Raw genomic sequence first — 14347 nt, forward strand, 5'->3', positions numbered from 1 at the left:
TACAAAGTGTCACACATTAAAGTTGACCGTGAAGGCGCTATCGCCCACAAATTGAATTCCCATGGAGGGGTTTAATTCAAAGCGCTCTGACGCACCCAAGCAGGAAGCCTTTATGCACCCTCCTCAAGCCCCTAATGGCGCTTCGGTTGACTCGAACATGGAGACCGCCAACCTTCAGAAACTCTACTTCAAGAACGGCGGCAGTGCCTTTCTCCTATCCTGGTTCTATTCCAAAGTCAGGAATCACGGGGAATGGGACTACAAACAGCATGGACGAAAGTATGAAGCCTTTGGAAACTTCAACTATGGTGCTTGCGGCATAGCCGCCGGAATATCCGAAAGTGTGCTTCTGAGAGGGGCTGGTTGGGCACAAAGCCGAGCGGGAACCAGCAATGCTCTATTTGGCAACTGGTGGGAAGACTCACCTTACGGAGATGACCCTCGCGACCAAGAATGGATCAAGGCCGGTATTGAATATGCCCAGTACTCCGGTTACTAAATGGCTTCTCGCATGCCTCGCACTGCTCGTTATCGGGCAGTTCGCATGGATACTCACGGCCACACCTCGAAAGCCGTCGCTCAGCGAAATCATCAACACGACGCCCATTGGTGAACACAGTTTGATCTATGAAGCCGCGAGCGATTCGGGTGGTGCTACCGTGGGGCGCACTTACTTTTACTACGTGTTCGAACGCCAGGACAGCCTGGAAAAAGCACTAGCAACGCTGCAAGGCCAACCTGCCTTTCTGGTCACCCGTCAGTCCGGCGCAATCGTGTCCGTCAAAGGCCAACAGATTACCGCTCATGCAAAGGACACGGTCTATCAGTACTCCAGCTTGGCAGTGCTGCGGGAAAAGGGTCAAACCCTTCCAGTGAACATCGAACTCACGGCAACTCAACCCGAACAATGAGCGGTTCGTACCCCCCATAGCCAACCGGAACGGCAATGGGGGGCCAACCTCAGCGCCCCTTGGCTGCGTCCAGGCTTTGCTGCTCCAGGCTATCGAGCAACGCATCGACCAGCGCCTTGGCCATTTCCACCGAGTGTAATGTTGCCTGGGCGAAACCTCGCCCGGACTCGCTGGCCTGTTCGACCATCAGCGGCCCCGTCAGGCTGGCGCACTTGAGATACAACCCGGCATGCACCAGCGCATCCTCAAGGTTGATGCCCGCACGCACGGCAAACAACGGCGGATGGCCAACGTCGCAAAGGCCGAAAGGCGTTTCGGTGGTTTGAAGGAGATGAAAATCGGGGGGATCAGGAACGATTTTTTTCATGTTGCAACCCTCTGGTGTGATGGGGCTGCCACATGTTCGTCGCCAAACGAAGGGTGGCAGCTGTACGCAGGTTGGCGAACCGAGACACCAGAACAAACCCGGCAGGGCCGAAGCCCTCCCGCGCACAGCTGCCATGACAACGGATGCATGGAGAAACGGTGTGTCGGGTCGCCAAACCCAATCGCTGATTTTCAGCGACTCACCAAGCCTAGTGACGTGCTTCCCCTAGGGCAATCATCCGCACAACGACAGATTTCGTAGGATAGGTCCTAGGACAACTGCAGCACCAGCGGCGCTGTGTTGCAGTATTTGTGAAGGCCGACTCTCCGCCTGTAGGAGCCGGCCTTGGCCGCGATGACTGCCGACGCCGTGTTACGAGGACAGGTACGAAGAACGCGTCAGACCCAGGCGCAAGGCATCCAGGAACTGGGTGCGCTCGCGGGCGCTGATTTTGGCGCTGGCGACCTTGTCGCGGTAGTGCGTCATCAGCTCTTCCGGCGACAGGTGCACGTAACGCAGCATGTCTTCGATGGTGTCGTGGGTTTCAATACCGGCGTGATACACGCTGCCGTTAGGGTTCTGGTAGATGTTCACCGAATCGGTATCACCGAACAGGTTGTGCATGTCACCCAGAATTTCCTGATAGGCACCGACCAGGAAGATACCCAGCAGGTAGTCTTCACCTTCGTTGATGCTATGTACCGGCAAGCTGGTCTCGATGCTCTGCTCATCGACGTACTGGTTGATCTTGCCATCGGAGTCGCAGGTCAGGTCCTGCAGCACCGCGCGGCGCATCGGCTCTTCGTCGAGGCGGTGCAATGGCAGGATCGGCAATACCTGGCCAATGGCCCAGGTGTCCGGCAGGCTCTGGAATACCGAGAAGTTGCAGATGTACTTGTCGGCCAGCTTGTCGTTGAGCTCGTCCAGCACCTGACGGTGCGAACGCTGACGCGCCTTCAACGAATTGTGCAGGCGGCGGCAGACGGCGAAGTAGCACTGTTCAGCCAGGGCTTTCTGGGCCAGGGTGATCTTGCCATCGGCATACTGGGTAGCGACGTCACTCATGTAGTGCGTGGCACGCCAGTAGGTCTCGGTGACCATCTCGATGTCAGTCGGGCCAAGCAGGTCGATCAGCCATTGCACGGTTTCCGGCAGGCTTTCCTTGTCGTCGATGGTCGGCACTTCGTCGTTGTGTTTCTCGACGTCAGTCACCTGCACCACCAATACGGCGTGGTGGGCAGTCAGCGAGCGACCGCTCTCGGAGAAGATGTGCGGGTGCGGCAGGCCCTGCGCATCACAGAACTCCTTGAGCATGCCGACCACGACACCGGCGTAATCGTCCATGTCGTAGTTGATCGAACTGGCATTGCGCGAGTGGGTACCGTCGTAGTCCACGCCCAGGCCACCGCCGACGTCGATGTGATCGACTGGCAGGTTAAGGGCACGCAATTCGCCGTAGTAACGAATGGCCTCCTTGAAACCGTGCTGGTAGTCGGCCAGGTTGGCGATCTGCGAGCCCATGTGGAAGTGCAGCAGGCGAATACCCTGATCAAGGCCGGCATCGCGGAAGCGCTGCACCACCGAGATCAGTTGTGCCGCCGACAGACCGAACTTGGATTTTTCGCCCCCCGTGTCAGCCCATTTGCTCGAGGCCAGGGACGATAGGCGCACACGCAGGCCAACCTGCGGCTTGACCTTGAGTTCGGCGGCTTCTTCGATCACCAGCGCCACTTCCGACTCTTTCTCGATAACGATAAAGACGTTGTGGCCCAGCTTTTGGCCCATCAGCGCCAGGCGGATGAACTCACGGTCCTTGTAACCGTTGCAAACGATGGTGCCGCCCTTCGGTGCCAGCGCCAGCACGGCCAGCAGCTCAGGCTTGGAGCCAGCTTCAAGGCCGATGGACACGTCCTGGGTGGCGATGATGTTTTCCACCACCGCTTCCTGCTGGTTGACCTTGATCGGGTACAACGCGGTGTACTTGCTCTGGTACTCCAGGCGCGCGATGTTGGCGTCGAAGGCACCGGTCAGTTGGCGTACGCGATCCTGCAGAATGTCCGGGAAACGAACCAGCAATGGCAGCGACAAGCCGCTCTTGCGCAGTTCATCGACCTGCTCGAACAGATCAATCGGCGCACTGCCCGGCCCGTTGGGGCGTACTTCGACGCGCCCGGCCTCGTTGATCGCGAAATACCCGGCCCCCCAATGGCGAATCCCATACACACTGCGGCTGTCCGCAACGGTCCATTGGCTGCCATCGTCTTTGCGTGTGCGTCGTACGGACATCGAAGTCCCCTATATAAAAAATCGAAGAACACCGGCCAACCCGGAGCGGGCGCAGTGTAAATCCTGAAAATGACGGTCTTCCGTGTTCAGGGGTAGACCCTTCCTACGGGAACGAGTTTAGAAACGGGAATGCAAAAAATCGCGACGTGGCCGATCAGCCACCGGATTTTTTCGCTTTGAAGCCCTGTTTGATCAGTTCCGCCAGTAACAGCTCGACATGATCACCCTGGATCTCGATGACACCGTCCTTCAACGCACCACCGGTTCCACAGCGACGCTTGAGCGTGCTGGCCAGATCCTTGAGTGCTTCGAGGGGCAGCGGCACGCCGCTGATGGTGGTAACGGTCTTGCCGCCACGGCCCTTGCTTTCGCGGCGCACGCGAGCAATGCCATCGCCTTCGGGAATGGCCGTCTGCTTGCAAATGCAGGCATCGATGGGTTGGCTGCAGTCCGGGCAATGCCGGCCTGCATCGGTGGAGAACACCAGGCCGCCAAGGGCAGCGAATGATGCGGCTTTTTTGGCCACTTTTGATCCTCTATCGTGAGGACAAAAACTGGTCGATGCCCCGAACAGGATACCGACCGCGAAGCCCCACTCTGGCAGGGGCAGCGCAACCGGGTCTGCGAGCAGTCCCGGCTTTAAAAGGCCGCGCAGTGTAACGACAAATGCAGCAAATGCTAAGTACAAATCTGCGCCATTTTAGGCAGATTTAGCGACCTCAGGATCGCCGGTCGATGTAACGTTTCAGGGCAGCCAGTGAATCAGGGCAATAGGGCCGTACCAGGCTGTCGGCCAGGACGGTCTCCAGAGGCAGAAAACGCGCCTCGCTGACCTCTTCCGGCTGCAGGCGCAGGGGGCCGTCCCAGACGGCCGAGAACACCGCGCACCACAGGCGGTTGTCCGGTTGATCGAAGAAAAACCGCTCATGGGCCGTCAGTTCAACGCCCGTCACGCCCAATTCTTCCTCCAGCTCGCGCGCAGCCGAGGCCGCGTAGCTTTCGCCAACCGCCACCATGCCGCCCGCGGCCACATCCCAATAGCCGGGATAAAGCGCCTTGCTCAGCGTGCGCCGATGCACGCACAACTGGCCGGCCGAGTTGAACAGGAGAATAAAGGTGCCGCGACCGATCAGGCCGCGCTCGCGCAACTCGGCCCGCTGCATCGCCCCCAGCTCGGCATCGTCGCGGTCGACCCAGACGATGCGCTCAGCATCTGAAGCGGCGCGGTGTGCCGCTTCTCGGGAAGAGATGGCCATCGGCTCAGCCTTGGGACAGCAATTGGCGCAAGTCGATCACTGCGGCGTTGGCCCGGGAAATGTAGTTGGCCATCACCAGCGAGTGGTTGGCCCACATGCCGAAACCGCTGCCGTTGAGTACCATCGGGCTCCACAGCGGCTCTTGGGACGCCTCAAGCTCGCGGATGATCTGACGCACGCTGACGGTGGCGTTCTTCTTCGCCAGCACGTCGGCAAAGTCGACCTCGATGGCGCGCAGCAGGTGCGACAGTGCCCACGCTTGGCCACGGGCCTCGTAGAACACGTTGTCGATCTGCAGCCACGGGGTCTCGACCACTTCCTCGTCAAGCTGCGGCACCTGGCCTGCAACTACCGACTCGGTCTTCAGGGTGGTGTTGAGCTTGACCCGACCCACACTGGCCGACAGGCGTTGGGACAACGAACCCAGACGCGTGGCGACATCGCCCAGCCAGTTGTTCAGGTTGTCGGCACGGGTATAGAACTGCGCGCCCTGCTGATCAGGTGAGGCCAGGCGGTTCTGGTAACGGGTCAGGCTGTTGATACCCTCCTGGAACTCAGACTCGCTCGACGGCAAGATCCAGCTCTTGTTGTCGAAGTTGAAGCGTGGCTCGGCCTTGGCCAGGTCAGCGTCCTCGGTGGACTGCGACTGGGAACGAGCAAAGTCCTTGCGCAGGGCACGGCTCAGGTCACGCACCTGAACCAGTACGCCGTATTCCCAGCTTGGCATGTTGTCCATCCACAGGCCTGGCGGGAAACGGTCGTTGGAAATGTAGCCACCAGGTTTGTGCAGCAATGTACCGGCAACGCTCTTGAGGGTTTCGATGGTGGTGTAGCCGATCACCATCTGCTTGCCAGTGCGCTCAGCCGCAGCCTGGGCGTTCTGCTGAACCGGAAACAGGTCGGGCTCCTCGCTCCAGTACCAGCCCAAGGCAATCGTCACCAGCAGGTAGATAGCAATCAGGGTGCCCAGCGCCCGGCTGAACAACAGCCCGCTGAAGTAGCTGCCCGCTGCCGTTTCACGGGTGCCAGCCCGCTCGCGCGCCTCGGCTTTGCCTGTACGGTTTTTCCAATCCAGCATGGCATTGTCCTTTCAGTCACGTCGGTTCAAGGGTTAGACCGCAAGCCCCCGCATCGTGCCAGCGCACCGTCTGTTTTTCACAGCCGCGTGTCTGCCGGGGTCGGCATCATGCGTTGCACTATAAATCAACCCGGCTACTTCGCATAAGCGACTATCCGGTCACAAACTGAATTTGCAGGCAACGCGGTAAATTGACGCAAGGCAGGTGATCGCCTGAAAAGTAGTGCTAGCATAGAGCCATCACTGGAACTCAGCCTCACCCCTATATAAGTAGTCAGGATATGACCGAGCCAGAAGACCCAAATCGTGAGCGCCTCAAACAGCACTTTGCCCAGCGGGTCATCCACCAGGCTCGACAAATACTTGAGATCTGGCAACGCCTGCAACGTAGCGAGTGGTCAAGCAACGACTTCGATGAGTTGTGCGAAGCCAACCTGCGCCTGCAGCGTTATGCCGAGCGCTTCGATCAGCCCGAACACAGTCAATTGGCCGAGGCAATAGGGCAAACCCTGAAGGCCATCGAAGCCAACAGCGCGCGCCTGAGCAGTGGCTTGATCAATGAACTCAACCGCCTGATGCAGCGCCTGTCACGTACAGGCTTGCGTCAGGGTGACCAGCTTGAGCAGACACCGCTCCCGCCCTTGCGCAAACCGGTTTACATCATGCTGCAAGACTATGACCGGGCCGAGCGACTGGCGACGCAGTTGGAGTTTTTTGGCCTAGGGGTACAAGCGCTTAGCAGTGCCGAGGCTTTTAGGGCCTCAATGGCCGAACGCTTGCCGGCCGCCATCGTCATGGACGTCGACTTCACCGGCAGCGGACAAGGCCTGCTCTTGGCGGCCCAGGCTCAACAAGGGCTGGAGCAGCCACTGCCGCTGTTGTTTTTCAGCCTGCACGAGACTGATACGCCGACGCGTCTCGCTGCCGTTCGCGCCGGCGGCCAGGAGTTCCTGACAGGCACCCTGGAGGCGTCCAGCCTACTGGAAAAAGTCGAGCTGCTGACCAGCGTGACCCAGTATGAGCCGTTCAGGGTGCTGGTCATCGACGATTCGCGGGCGCAGGCAATCTACACTGAGCGTTTGCTGAACAACGCAGGCATCGTCACCCGCACCCTCACCGACCCGATTCAGACCATGGCTGAACTGGCTGACTTCCAGCCAGACCTGATCATCCTTGACCTGTACATGCCAGGCTGCACGGGACCTGAGCTGGCCAAGGTCATCCGACAAAACGACCGTTATGTCAGCGTGCCGATCATTTATCTGTCGGCCGAGGACGACCTGGACAAGCAGCTCGAAGCCATGAGTGAGGGTGGCGATGACTTCCTGACCAAACCCATTCGCTCGCACCACCTGATCACCACGGTGCGCAACCGCGCAGCACGGGCACGCAACCTCAATGCACGTATGGTTCGCGACAGCCTCACCGGCCTGTACAACCACACGCATATCCTGCAACTGCTGGAAGACTGCAGTTTCCGGGCTCGTCGCGAAGAGCGGCCGCTGAGTTTTGCGATGCTCGACATCGACCACTTCAAGAAGGTCAACGACAGCCATGGCCACCCCATGGGCGACCGTGTGATCAAAAGCCTGGCGCTGTTTCTGAAACAACGCCTGCGCAAGACCGACTTCATCGGTCGCTATGGCGGTGAAGAGTTTGCGATTGTCATGCCCAATACGGACCTGAATGCTGCACACAAAGTGCTCGATGAGATCCGACGACGCTTTGCCGAGATCCACTACCCGGCCCAGCCCCGTGATTTGTTCTGCACCTTCAGTGCCGGGGTTGTACAACTGAGCGACGGGCTCGATGCACTGAACATGGCAACCGCCGCCGATGAAGCGCTGTACCGAGCCAAGGCGGCAGGACGCAATACGGTGCTGCGCAGCGAACGATAAAGGCAAAGTGCCATTTTTTTAGTTGTTCCGCGCTTTCGTCATAACCTCGTCATAAAAACGCAATAACTTCAGAGGCTTACCACTCCGCCGTTGGTAGACCCTGGATATGCGCCTGAAGCTGCTTACCAATCTCAACACCTTGTTGCTGGTCACCGTCTGTCTGGCCCTTGGCGCCACACTATGGTGGTCGCAGCATGCACTGGAACGCCCCTATCTGTTGATGGAGCGTTACCTGAGCCTGTCCCAGCAGTTTCAGAACCGGGCTGCACGTAACATTCAGGACTACCTGAATAGTGGCGATGCCCTGCGCCATGCCGAGGCCCAGCAGGCCATCGTTGATGTACAGGCACAACTGAGCGCTCTCCCGGACGACCTCGCCGCTCGCCTGCGCCCGAGCCTGGACAGCCTGCAGGCCTTTACCGACTCCGAGCTACTGGCCGCCGGCAAGCTTGCGGGCGACCCTCAAGCACTGCTGCTGCAAGCCGAGCGCGAGCTTGGTGCCGCGCTAGAGCAACTGGCGCACTATGCCCAGAGCAGCAACAGCGCCGACGCCGGGCGCTATCCACAAACACTGTTCAATGCCGGCTTGCACCTGGGCCGACTCTCGCTGGCCCGTGACAAGCTGGTCAGCAGTGGCCGCAGCGAATTGGCCGACGAAGTCGAACGCGAGCTGCAAAACATGGCCAGCCAAGCCCGAACACTCGACCAACTGCCATTGCTGGGTGTGACCACCAGCGCAGCCTCGAGCACCGACGACTTCGCGGCAATGATGGGCTTGCAGAGCGAAGCCACCGCCGTGGCCGAAGACAGCGGCATCGCCCTGAAACGCGAGCTTAACAGCCTGCTGACACGCTATCCGGGCGAGCTTCAACGCACCCGCGAACAGATTCAGCGCCGCGCCGAGCTGGCCAACAGCACCCATGAGCGCATTGCAGCGGTACAACAGGCCATTGCCGAACTGGAGCCGAGCGTACGCAGCCAGCACGCACAAATACAGGGTGAAGTCCGCCTGATCCAGGGCGTGATGATTGCCATGATCCTGCTGATCGCCCTGTTGATCGATACCCTGCAGAGGCGCCTGGCCCGAGTACTGACCAACCTCTCCCCAGCACTTTCGCGCTGGGCGGAAGGCGACTTCAGCCAAACCATTGCCCTGGGCGCCACCAACCGCGAACTGCGAGACATTCAGGACTCACTCAATCGCCTGCGTATCTATCTGGTGGAACTGGTTGGCACGTTGCGCAGCAATGCCGAACAAGTAGCCGGCAGCAGCAATGCCCTGGCCGACATGAGCAGCGCCCTGCACGATGGCGCCGAGCGCCAGGCGGGTGATACGGCGCAGATACGCGATGCTTTGGGCGAGTTGGAAGCCACTATTGTCCAGGTCGCAGGCGATGCCAGCCAGGCCGCCGATGCTAGCCGCAGTGCCGGGCGCGCTGTCGAGCAGGGGCAACGGGTGATTGGCCATAGCCTGACCGGGCTGCATTCGCTGGTCGGAGAGGTACAGGGCAACGCCCAGATGATCGAACAACTGGCGCAGGAGTCGGCCACCATCGGGGGTGTCCTGACAGTGATCCGCTCAATTGCCGAGCAGACCAACCTGCTGGCCCTCAACGCGGCCATCGAAGCGGCACGGGCCGGTGAAATGGGTCGGGGGTTTGCCGTGGTCGCAGAAGAGGTCCGTTCTCTGGCTCAGCGCACGACCGGAGCGACCGGGGAAATTCAAACCCTGATCGAGCGTCTGCAACAGGCCGCACGCCATTCGGTGGAAGGCATGCGCGCGCAGGTTGAACATGCTGAGGCTACTGCCAGCCAGGCCCAGGCCGCCGACGGCGCGCTGGATGAAATTGTCGGGGCAATCCGGACCATCGCCGCCACTGCCGAGCGCATCGCGGATGTCACCGCCCAGCAGAGCGGTGCGGTCAGCGAGATTCGCGATCACAGTGAACGCATCTATACCCTGGGCAAAGACAACCTGCAGCGTATCGGTGAGGGCCGCGACCAAGGTGAACAGTTGCTCAGGCTGGGCGGCGAGCTGAACACCGCCGTTCGCGCATTTCGGGTTTGAGCCAAGAACAGGTGCCTGCAACGGCCCCGGCGGCATGCAAGGGGGTGTGCGGCGCCTGCACGTCTCGGCGCACTCCGCTATGATGCGCCCATACCCGTTCCGCGAGATTGTCATGCGCCGCCTGCTTTGCCTTCTGTTTGTGCTTTTGGCCCTGCCCGTTTCCGCTGCCGGCCTGCTCGACAGCCGTCCCAGTACGACGCTGGGTGCCGCCACGCTGAACAACAGCGCCGACTTCCTTCCTGTGCGTGAAGCCTTCAAGCTCAGCCTGGTCAAGGACGATGCGGAGTCGATCACCCTGCGCTTCGTCGCCGCCGAGGGGTATTACCTCTATCGACACCGCTTTCAGTTCCGCAGCGAACCCGCCGACATTGCGCTGGGCACTGCACAGTTACCCCAAGGCGAAGCCAAGCACGACGAGTTCTTCGGTGATGTCGAGGTGTATCACGGCATCCTCGATGTCACCCTGCCACGGGGCGCCGAGAAGCGCGCCTTCACCCTGCTGGTGACCTACCAGGGCTGCGCCGACAAAGGTCTGTGCTACCCACCTGAAACCGAGCGCCTGAGCATTTCGGGCAGCAGCGCTACGCCAACCGAAACGGCCAAGGCCAACAGCCACACCGACTGGAAAGCCTTACTGCTGTTCTTCCTCGCTGGCGTCGGCCTGACCTTCACCCCATGCGTACTGCCCATGCTGCCGATTCTCTCCGGCGTGGTATTGCGCGGCCATATCGGTGGGCTGCGAGGCTTGAGCCTGTCGCTGGCGTACGTGCTGCCGATGGCCGCCTGTTTTGCCCTGCTGGGTGCGCTGATGGGACTGTTCGGCGCCGAACTGAACCTGCAGGCACGCCTGCAGTCGGCCTGGATACTGGTGCCGTTCTCGTTGTTTTTCGTGGTCTTCGCCTTGGCGATGTTCGGTTTGTTTGAACTGCGCTTGCCGTTGGCCGTGAGCACCCGCCTCGACCACATTGCCGGACGCACACGCGGTGGCTCACTGCTGGGTGCGGCGGTGCTCGGTATCCTCTCCAGCTTGTTGGTATCACCCTGCGTGTCTGCACCATTGGCCGGAGCCCTGCTGTACATCAGCGCCAGCGGCGATGCACTGGGCGGCGCACTGAAACTCTTCGCCCTGGGCCTGGGCATGGGCGCGCCCCTGCTGGTGGTCGCCACTGGCGGTGCCGCCTGGCTGCCAAGAAGCGGCCCTTGGCTGGTTACAGTGAAAAATGCCATTGGTGTCTTGCTGCTGGGCCTGGCCATCGGCTTGCTCAGCCGGATATTGCCGGGCGAAGTGACTCTGGTGCTGATCGGCTTGCTGGCTGCGGGTGTCGCACTGTTCCTCGGCGCCCTTGAGTTCATCGAGAAAAGCCCGGCCCGACGCCTGACGCAATTGCTCGGTCTGTTGCTGCTCGCCTATGCAGTGGCCTGCTGGTATGGCGCCTTCAGTGGCCAGACCGACCCGTTCAGACCACTAGGCAAAACGCACCTGGCCAGTAGTGGCAGCACCATTGCCAGCGCCCAGGCCGATACCTGGCAGAAGGTACGCACCCCAGCGGCACTCGACGCCGCCCTGGCCGAGGCCAAAGCAGCAGGGCAACCCGTGTTACTGGACTGGTACGCCGACTGGTGCATCAGTTGCAAGGTCATAGAGCGTGAGGTACTGAGTGCGCCTGCTGTCCAGGCGCAACTGAAAGACTATCGCCTGATCCAGTTCGACATCACCGAAAGTACCGCCGAACAGCGCGCCCTGCTCGACCGTTATCACCTGTTCGGTCCACCCGCGCTGATGTTTTTTGCGGCGAACGGCAGCGAAAAAACCGACGCCCGAGTGGTTGGCGAGACAAACGCCGGCGAATTTGCTGAACATCTGTTGCGCATTCGTCGCGAACTGCGTCTATAACTTCCGGTGGTCACAAAAAAGCAGTGCGAATGACCAAAATTAACAAAGTAGTCATATATTTTGCGTGAATCTCGGTCATCGTGCTGGCTATTGCAGGTAACTGGACACTGCCCCGTGCTTGCGGCATAGTCGCCGCGCTGATGTATTCGCACGCATAAAAAAGGATCCGCAGATGGCAACGCTACTGGTGCTCCATGGCCCCAATCTGAACCTGCTTGGCACCCGCGAGCCAGGCGTTTACGGTGCCGTGACCCTGGACCAGATCAACCAGGACCTGGAACAGCGCGCCCGTGCCGCTGGCCACCACCTGCAGTACCTGCAGAGTAATGCCGAGTACGAGTTGATCGACCGTATCCACGCCGCACGCAACGAAGGCGTGGACTTCATCCTGATCAACCCGGCGGCTTTTACGCATACAAGTGTCGCATTACGTGACGCGCTGCTGGCGGTGAGCATCCCATTCATCGAAGTGCATTTGTCCAACGTGCACAAGCGTGAACCTTTTCGCCATCACTCCTACTTTTCAGATGTCGCCGTAGGAGTGATCTGCGGCCTGGGCGCCAGCGGTTACCGGCTGGCCCTGGAGTCTGCCCTGGAACAACTGGCGGCGAACGCAAAGCCCTGATAACGAGTACCTGGCCCATTGGCCGGGCTCATAGAAACGTTTGATTACACGTTTATACGCCCCTGACCGAACCTTGGGAGTTGATGATTCATGGATATCCGTAAAGTCAAAAAACTGATCGAACTGCTGGAAGAGTCCGGCATCGACGAGCTGGAAATCAAGGAAGGCGAAGAGTCCGTACGGATCAGCCGCCACAGCAAGACACCAGCACAGCAGTACTACGCACCAGCCCCAATGGCTGCTGCCGTCGCGCCTGCCGCTGCACCCGTTGCCGCTGCCCCGGTCGCCGAAGCTGCTGCCGCGCCAAAACTGAACGGCACCGTGGTTCGCTCGCCAATGGTCGGTACCTTCTACCGCAAGCCTTCGCCAACCTCGCCAAACTTCGCTGAAGTTGGCCAGACCGTGAAGAAAGGCGACACCCTGTGCATCGTCGAAGCCATGAAAATGATGAACCACATCGAAGCTGAAACCAGCGGTGTGATTGAATCCATTCTGGTAGAAGACGGCCAGCCGGTTGAGTTCGACCAGCCGCTGTTCACCATCGTTTGAACCGCGGAGAGCCAACGATGTTGAAACCTGCGAAGTTGGAAAAAGTTCTGATCGCCAACCGCGGTGAAATTGCCCTGCGGATCCTGCGTGCCTGCAAAGAGATGGGCATCAAGACCGTCGCCGTACATTCCACGGCTGACCGCGAGCTGATGCACCTGGGCCTGGCCGACGAATCGGTTTGCATCGGCCCGGCTTCGGCCAGCCAGTCCTACCTGCACATCCCGGCAATCATCGCCGCGGCTGAGGTGACCGGCGCTACTGCCATTCACCCGGGCTACGGCTTCCTCGCGGAAAACGCCGACTTCGCCGAACAGGTAGAAAACTCCGGGTTTGCCTTCATTGGCCCGAAAGCCGACACCATTCGCCTGATGGGTGACAAGGTTTCGGCCAAGGACGCCATGAAGCGTGCCGGCGTACCGACCGTACCAGGCTCGGACGGCCCGCTGCCGGAAGACGAAGAGACTGCACTGGCCATCGGCCGTGAAGTCGGCTACCCGGTGATCATCAAGGCCGCCGGTGGCGGTGGTGGTCGCGGCATGCGTGTGGTGCACAAGGAAGAGGACCTGATTTCCTCGGCCAAACTGACCCGTACCGAAGCCGGTGCTGCGTTCGGCAACTCCATGGTCTACCTGGAGAAGTTCCTGACCAACCCACGTCACGTGGAAGTTCAGGTTCTGTCCGACGGCCAGGGTCATGCCATCCACCTGGGCGACCGTGACTGCTCGCTGCAGCGCCGTCACCAGAAAGTACTGGAAGAAGCGCCAGCACCAGGCATCGACGAGAAAGCCCGTCAGGAAGTTTTCGCCCGCTGCGTCCAGGCGTGCATCGAGATCGGCTACCGCGGTGCCGGCACCTTCGAGTTCCTCTACGAGAACGGCAACTTCTACTTCATCGAAATGAACACCCGTGTTCAGGTAGAACACCCGGTTTCGGAGATGGTCACCGGTATCGACATCGTCAAGGAGATGCTGAGCATCGCCGCTGGCAACAAGCTGTCGTTCACCCAGGAAGACGTCGTCATCCGCGGCCACTCGCTGGAATGCCGGATCAACGCCGAGGACCCGAAGAAGTTCATCCCGAGCCCAGGCACGGTCAAGCACTTCCACGCGCCAGGCGGCAACGGCATCCGTGTCGATTCGCACCTGTACAGCGGCTACAGCGTACCGCCGAACTACGACTCGCTGATCGGCAAGCTGATCACCTACGGCAAAGACCGCGACGAGGCCATGGCCCGCATGCGCAATGCCCTGGACGAGATCGTCGTTGATGGCATCAAAACCAACATCCCGTTGCACCGCGACCTGGTGCGTGATGAAGGTTTCTGCAAAGGCGGCGTAAACATTCACTATCTGGAACACAAACTGGCTAACCAGGAGTGATCCGAAAGTGATGTAAAAAAGCCCCTGGCCGCAAGG

13 protein-coding genes are annotated in these 14347 nt (G+C 60.1%); 8 read left to right on the top strand and 5 right to left on the bottom strand.

Annotated features, from left to right (window positions below):
• The first annotated feature begins 157 nt into the window (after positions 1-157).
• Together IE038_RS07995 and IE038_RS08000 are read left to right on the top strand one after the other, a co-directional pair.
• A complete protein-coding gene (locus IE038_RS07995; protein ID WP_163934129.1) occupies positions 158-499 on the top strand; it encodes a polymorphic toxin type 44 domain-containing protein in 342 nt (113 codons plus the stop codon).
• On the top strand, positions 477-911 hold the full coding sequence (locus tag IE038_RS08000) for a hypothetical protein (protein WP_189395432.1): 435 nt from the start codon (positions 477-479) through the stop codon (positions 909-911). Before IE038_RS07995 ends, IE038_RS08000 begins: the two co-directional genes overlap by 23 nt.
• Positions 912-960: 49 nt before the next feature.
• Here the strand turns inward: IE038_RS08000 and IE038_RS08005 are convergent, their stop codons facing one another.
• The 5 genes from IE038_RS08005 to IE038_RS08025 form a co-directional block, all read right to left on the bottom strand.
• On the bottom strand, positions 961-1278 hold the full coding sequence (locus IE038_RS08005; RefSeq protein ID WP_163934135.1) for a DUF3077 domain-containing protein: 318 nt from the start codon (positions 1276-1278) through the stop codon (positions 961-963).
• Between the two features lie 372 nt (positions 1279-1650).
• Positions 1651-3564, bottom strand: coding sequence for an arginine decarboxylase (gene speA, locus IE038_RS08010; protein ID WP_163934138.1), 1914 nt, complete (start codon positions 3562-3564; stop codon positions 1651-1653).
• Between the two features lie 154 nt (positions 3565-3718).
• Positions 3719-4090: a translation initiation factor Sui1 gene (locus IE038_RS08015; RefSeq protein WP_163934141.1), complete on the bottom strand. Its 372-nt coding sequence runs from the start codon at positions 4088-4090 to the stop codon at positions 3719-3721.
• A gap of 193 nt (positions 4091-4283) precedes the next feature.
• On the bottom strand, positions 4284-4820 hold the full coding sequence (locus IE038_RS08020) for an NUDIX hydrolase (protein WP_163934144.1): 537 nt from the start codon (positions 4818-4820) through the stop codon (positions 4284-4286).
• Between the two features lie 4 nt (positions 4821-4824).
• On the bottom strand, positions 4825-5898 hold the full coding sequence (locus IE038_RS08025; RefSeq protein WP_163934147.1) for a DUF2333 family protein: 1074 nt from the start codon (positions 5896-5898) through the stop codon (positions 4825-4827).
• Positions 5899-6179: 281 nt separating this feature from the next.
• On the opposite strand from IE038_RS08025, the gene IE038_RS08030 reads away from it, so the two are divergent.
• The 6 genes from IE038_RS08030 (at position 6180) to accC (ending at position 14311) form a co-directional block, all read left to right on the top strand.
• Positions 6180-7796, top strand: coding sequence for a response regulator (locus IE038_RS08030; RefSeq protein WP_163934150.1), 1617 nt, complete (start codon positions 6180-6182; stop codon positions 7794-7796).
• Between the two features lie 1288 nt (positions 7797-9084).
• Positions 9085-9864, top strand: a complete 780-nt coding sequence (locus IE038_RS25240) for a methyl-accepting chemotaxis protein (RefSeq protein WP_438810755.1) — start codon at positions 9085-9087, stop codon at positions 9862-9864.
• Between the two features lie 112 nt (positions 9865-9976).
• A complete protein-coding gene (locus tag IE038_RS08040) occupies positions 9977-11758 on the top strand; it encodes a protein-disulfide reductase DsbD (RefSeq protein ID WP_189395474.1) in 1782 nt (593 codons plus the stop codon).
• A 172-nt stretch (positions 11759-11930) separates the two neighbouring features.
• A complete protein-coding gene (gene aroQ, locus IE038_RS08045; RefSeq protein WP_065757952.1) occupies positions 11931-12383 on the top strand; it encodes a type II 3-dehydroquinate dehydratase in 453 nt (150 codons plus the stop codon).
• Between the two features lie 90 nt (positions 12384-12473).
• Positions 12474-12932 carry an acetyl-CoA carboxylase biotin carboxyl carrier protein gene (gene accB, locus IE038_RS08050; RefSeq protein WP_163934157.1) on the top strand — a complete coding sequence of 153 codons (459 nt, stop codon included), beginning with the start codon at positions 12474-12476 and terminating at the stop codon, positions 12930-12932.
• Between the two features lie 17 nt (positions 12933-12949).
• The gene (accC, locus tag IE038_RS08055; protein WP_163934160.1) at positions 12950-14311 is read left to right on the top strand and encodes an acetyl-CoA carboxylase biotin carboxylase subunit; all 1362 of its coding nucleotides are present in this window, start codon (positions 12950-12952) and stop codon (positions 14309-14311) included.
• The last annotated feature ends 36 nt before the right edge of the window (positions 14312-14347 follow it).

Origin of the sequence: Pseudomonas laurentiana, from assembly GCF_014648275.1 — a bacterium.
GTDB lineage: Bacteria > Pseudomonadota > Gammaproteobacteria > Pseudomonadales > Pseudomonadaceae > Aquipseudomonas > Aquipseudomonas laurentiana.

Excerpts from the sequence above, each read along its gene's own strand:
- IE038_RS07995 (WP_163934129.1), top strand. The coding sequence starts at position 158 with ATGGAGACCGCCAACCTTCAGAAACTCTACTTCAAGAACGGCGGCAGT.
- IE038_RS08000 (WP_189395432.1), top strand. The coding sequence starts at position 477 with ATGCCCAGTACTCCGGTTACTAAATGGCTTCTCGCATGCCTCGCACTG.
- IE038_RS08005 (WP_163934135.1), bottom strand. The coding sequence starts at position 1,278 with ATGAAAAAAATCGTTCCTGATCCCCCCGATTTTCATCTCCTTCAAACC.
- speA (WP_163934138.1), bottom strand. The coding sequence starts at position 3,564 with ATGTCCGTACGACGCACACGCAAAGACGATGGCAGCCAATGGACCGTT.
- IE038_RS08020 (WP_163934144.1), bottom strand. The coding sequence starts at position 4,820 with ATGGCCATCTCTTCCCGAGAAGCGGCACACCGCGCCGCTTCAGATGCT.
- IE038_RS08025 (WP_163934147.1), bottom strand. The coding sequence starts at position 5,898 with ATGCTGGATTGGAAAAACCGTACAGGCAAAGCCGAGGCGCGCGAGCGG.
- IE038_RS08030 (WP_163934150.1), top strand. The coding sequence starts at position 6,180 with ATGACCGAGCCAGAAGACCCAAATCGTGAGCGCCTCAAACAGCACTTT.
- IE038_RS25240 (WP_438810755.1), top strand. The coding sequence starts at position 9,085 with ATGAGCAGCGCCCTGCACGATGGCGCCGAGCGCCAGGCGGGTGATACG.
- IE038_RS08040 (WP_189395474.1), top strand. The coding sequence starts at position 9,977 with ATGCGCCGCCTGCTTTGCCTTCTGTTTGTGCTTTTGGCCCTGCCCGTT.
- aroQ (WP_065757952.1), top strand. The coding sequence starts at position 11,931 with ATGGCAACGCTACTGGTGCTCCATGGCCCCAATCTGAACCTGCTTGGC.
- accB (WP_163934157.1), top strand. The coding sequence starts at position 12,474 with ATGGATATCCGTAAAGTCAAAAAACTGATCGAACTGCTGGAAGAGTCC.
- accC (WP_163934160.1), top strand. The coding sequence starts at position 12,950 with ATGTTGAAACCTGCGAAGTTGGAAAAAGTTCTGATCGCCAACCGCGGT.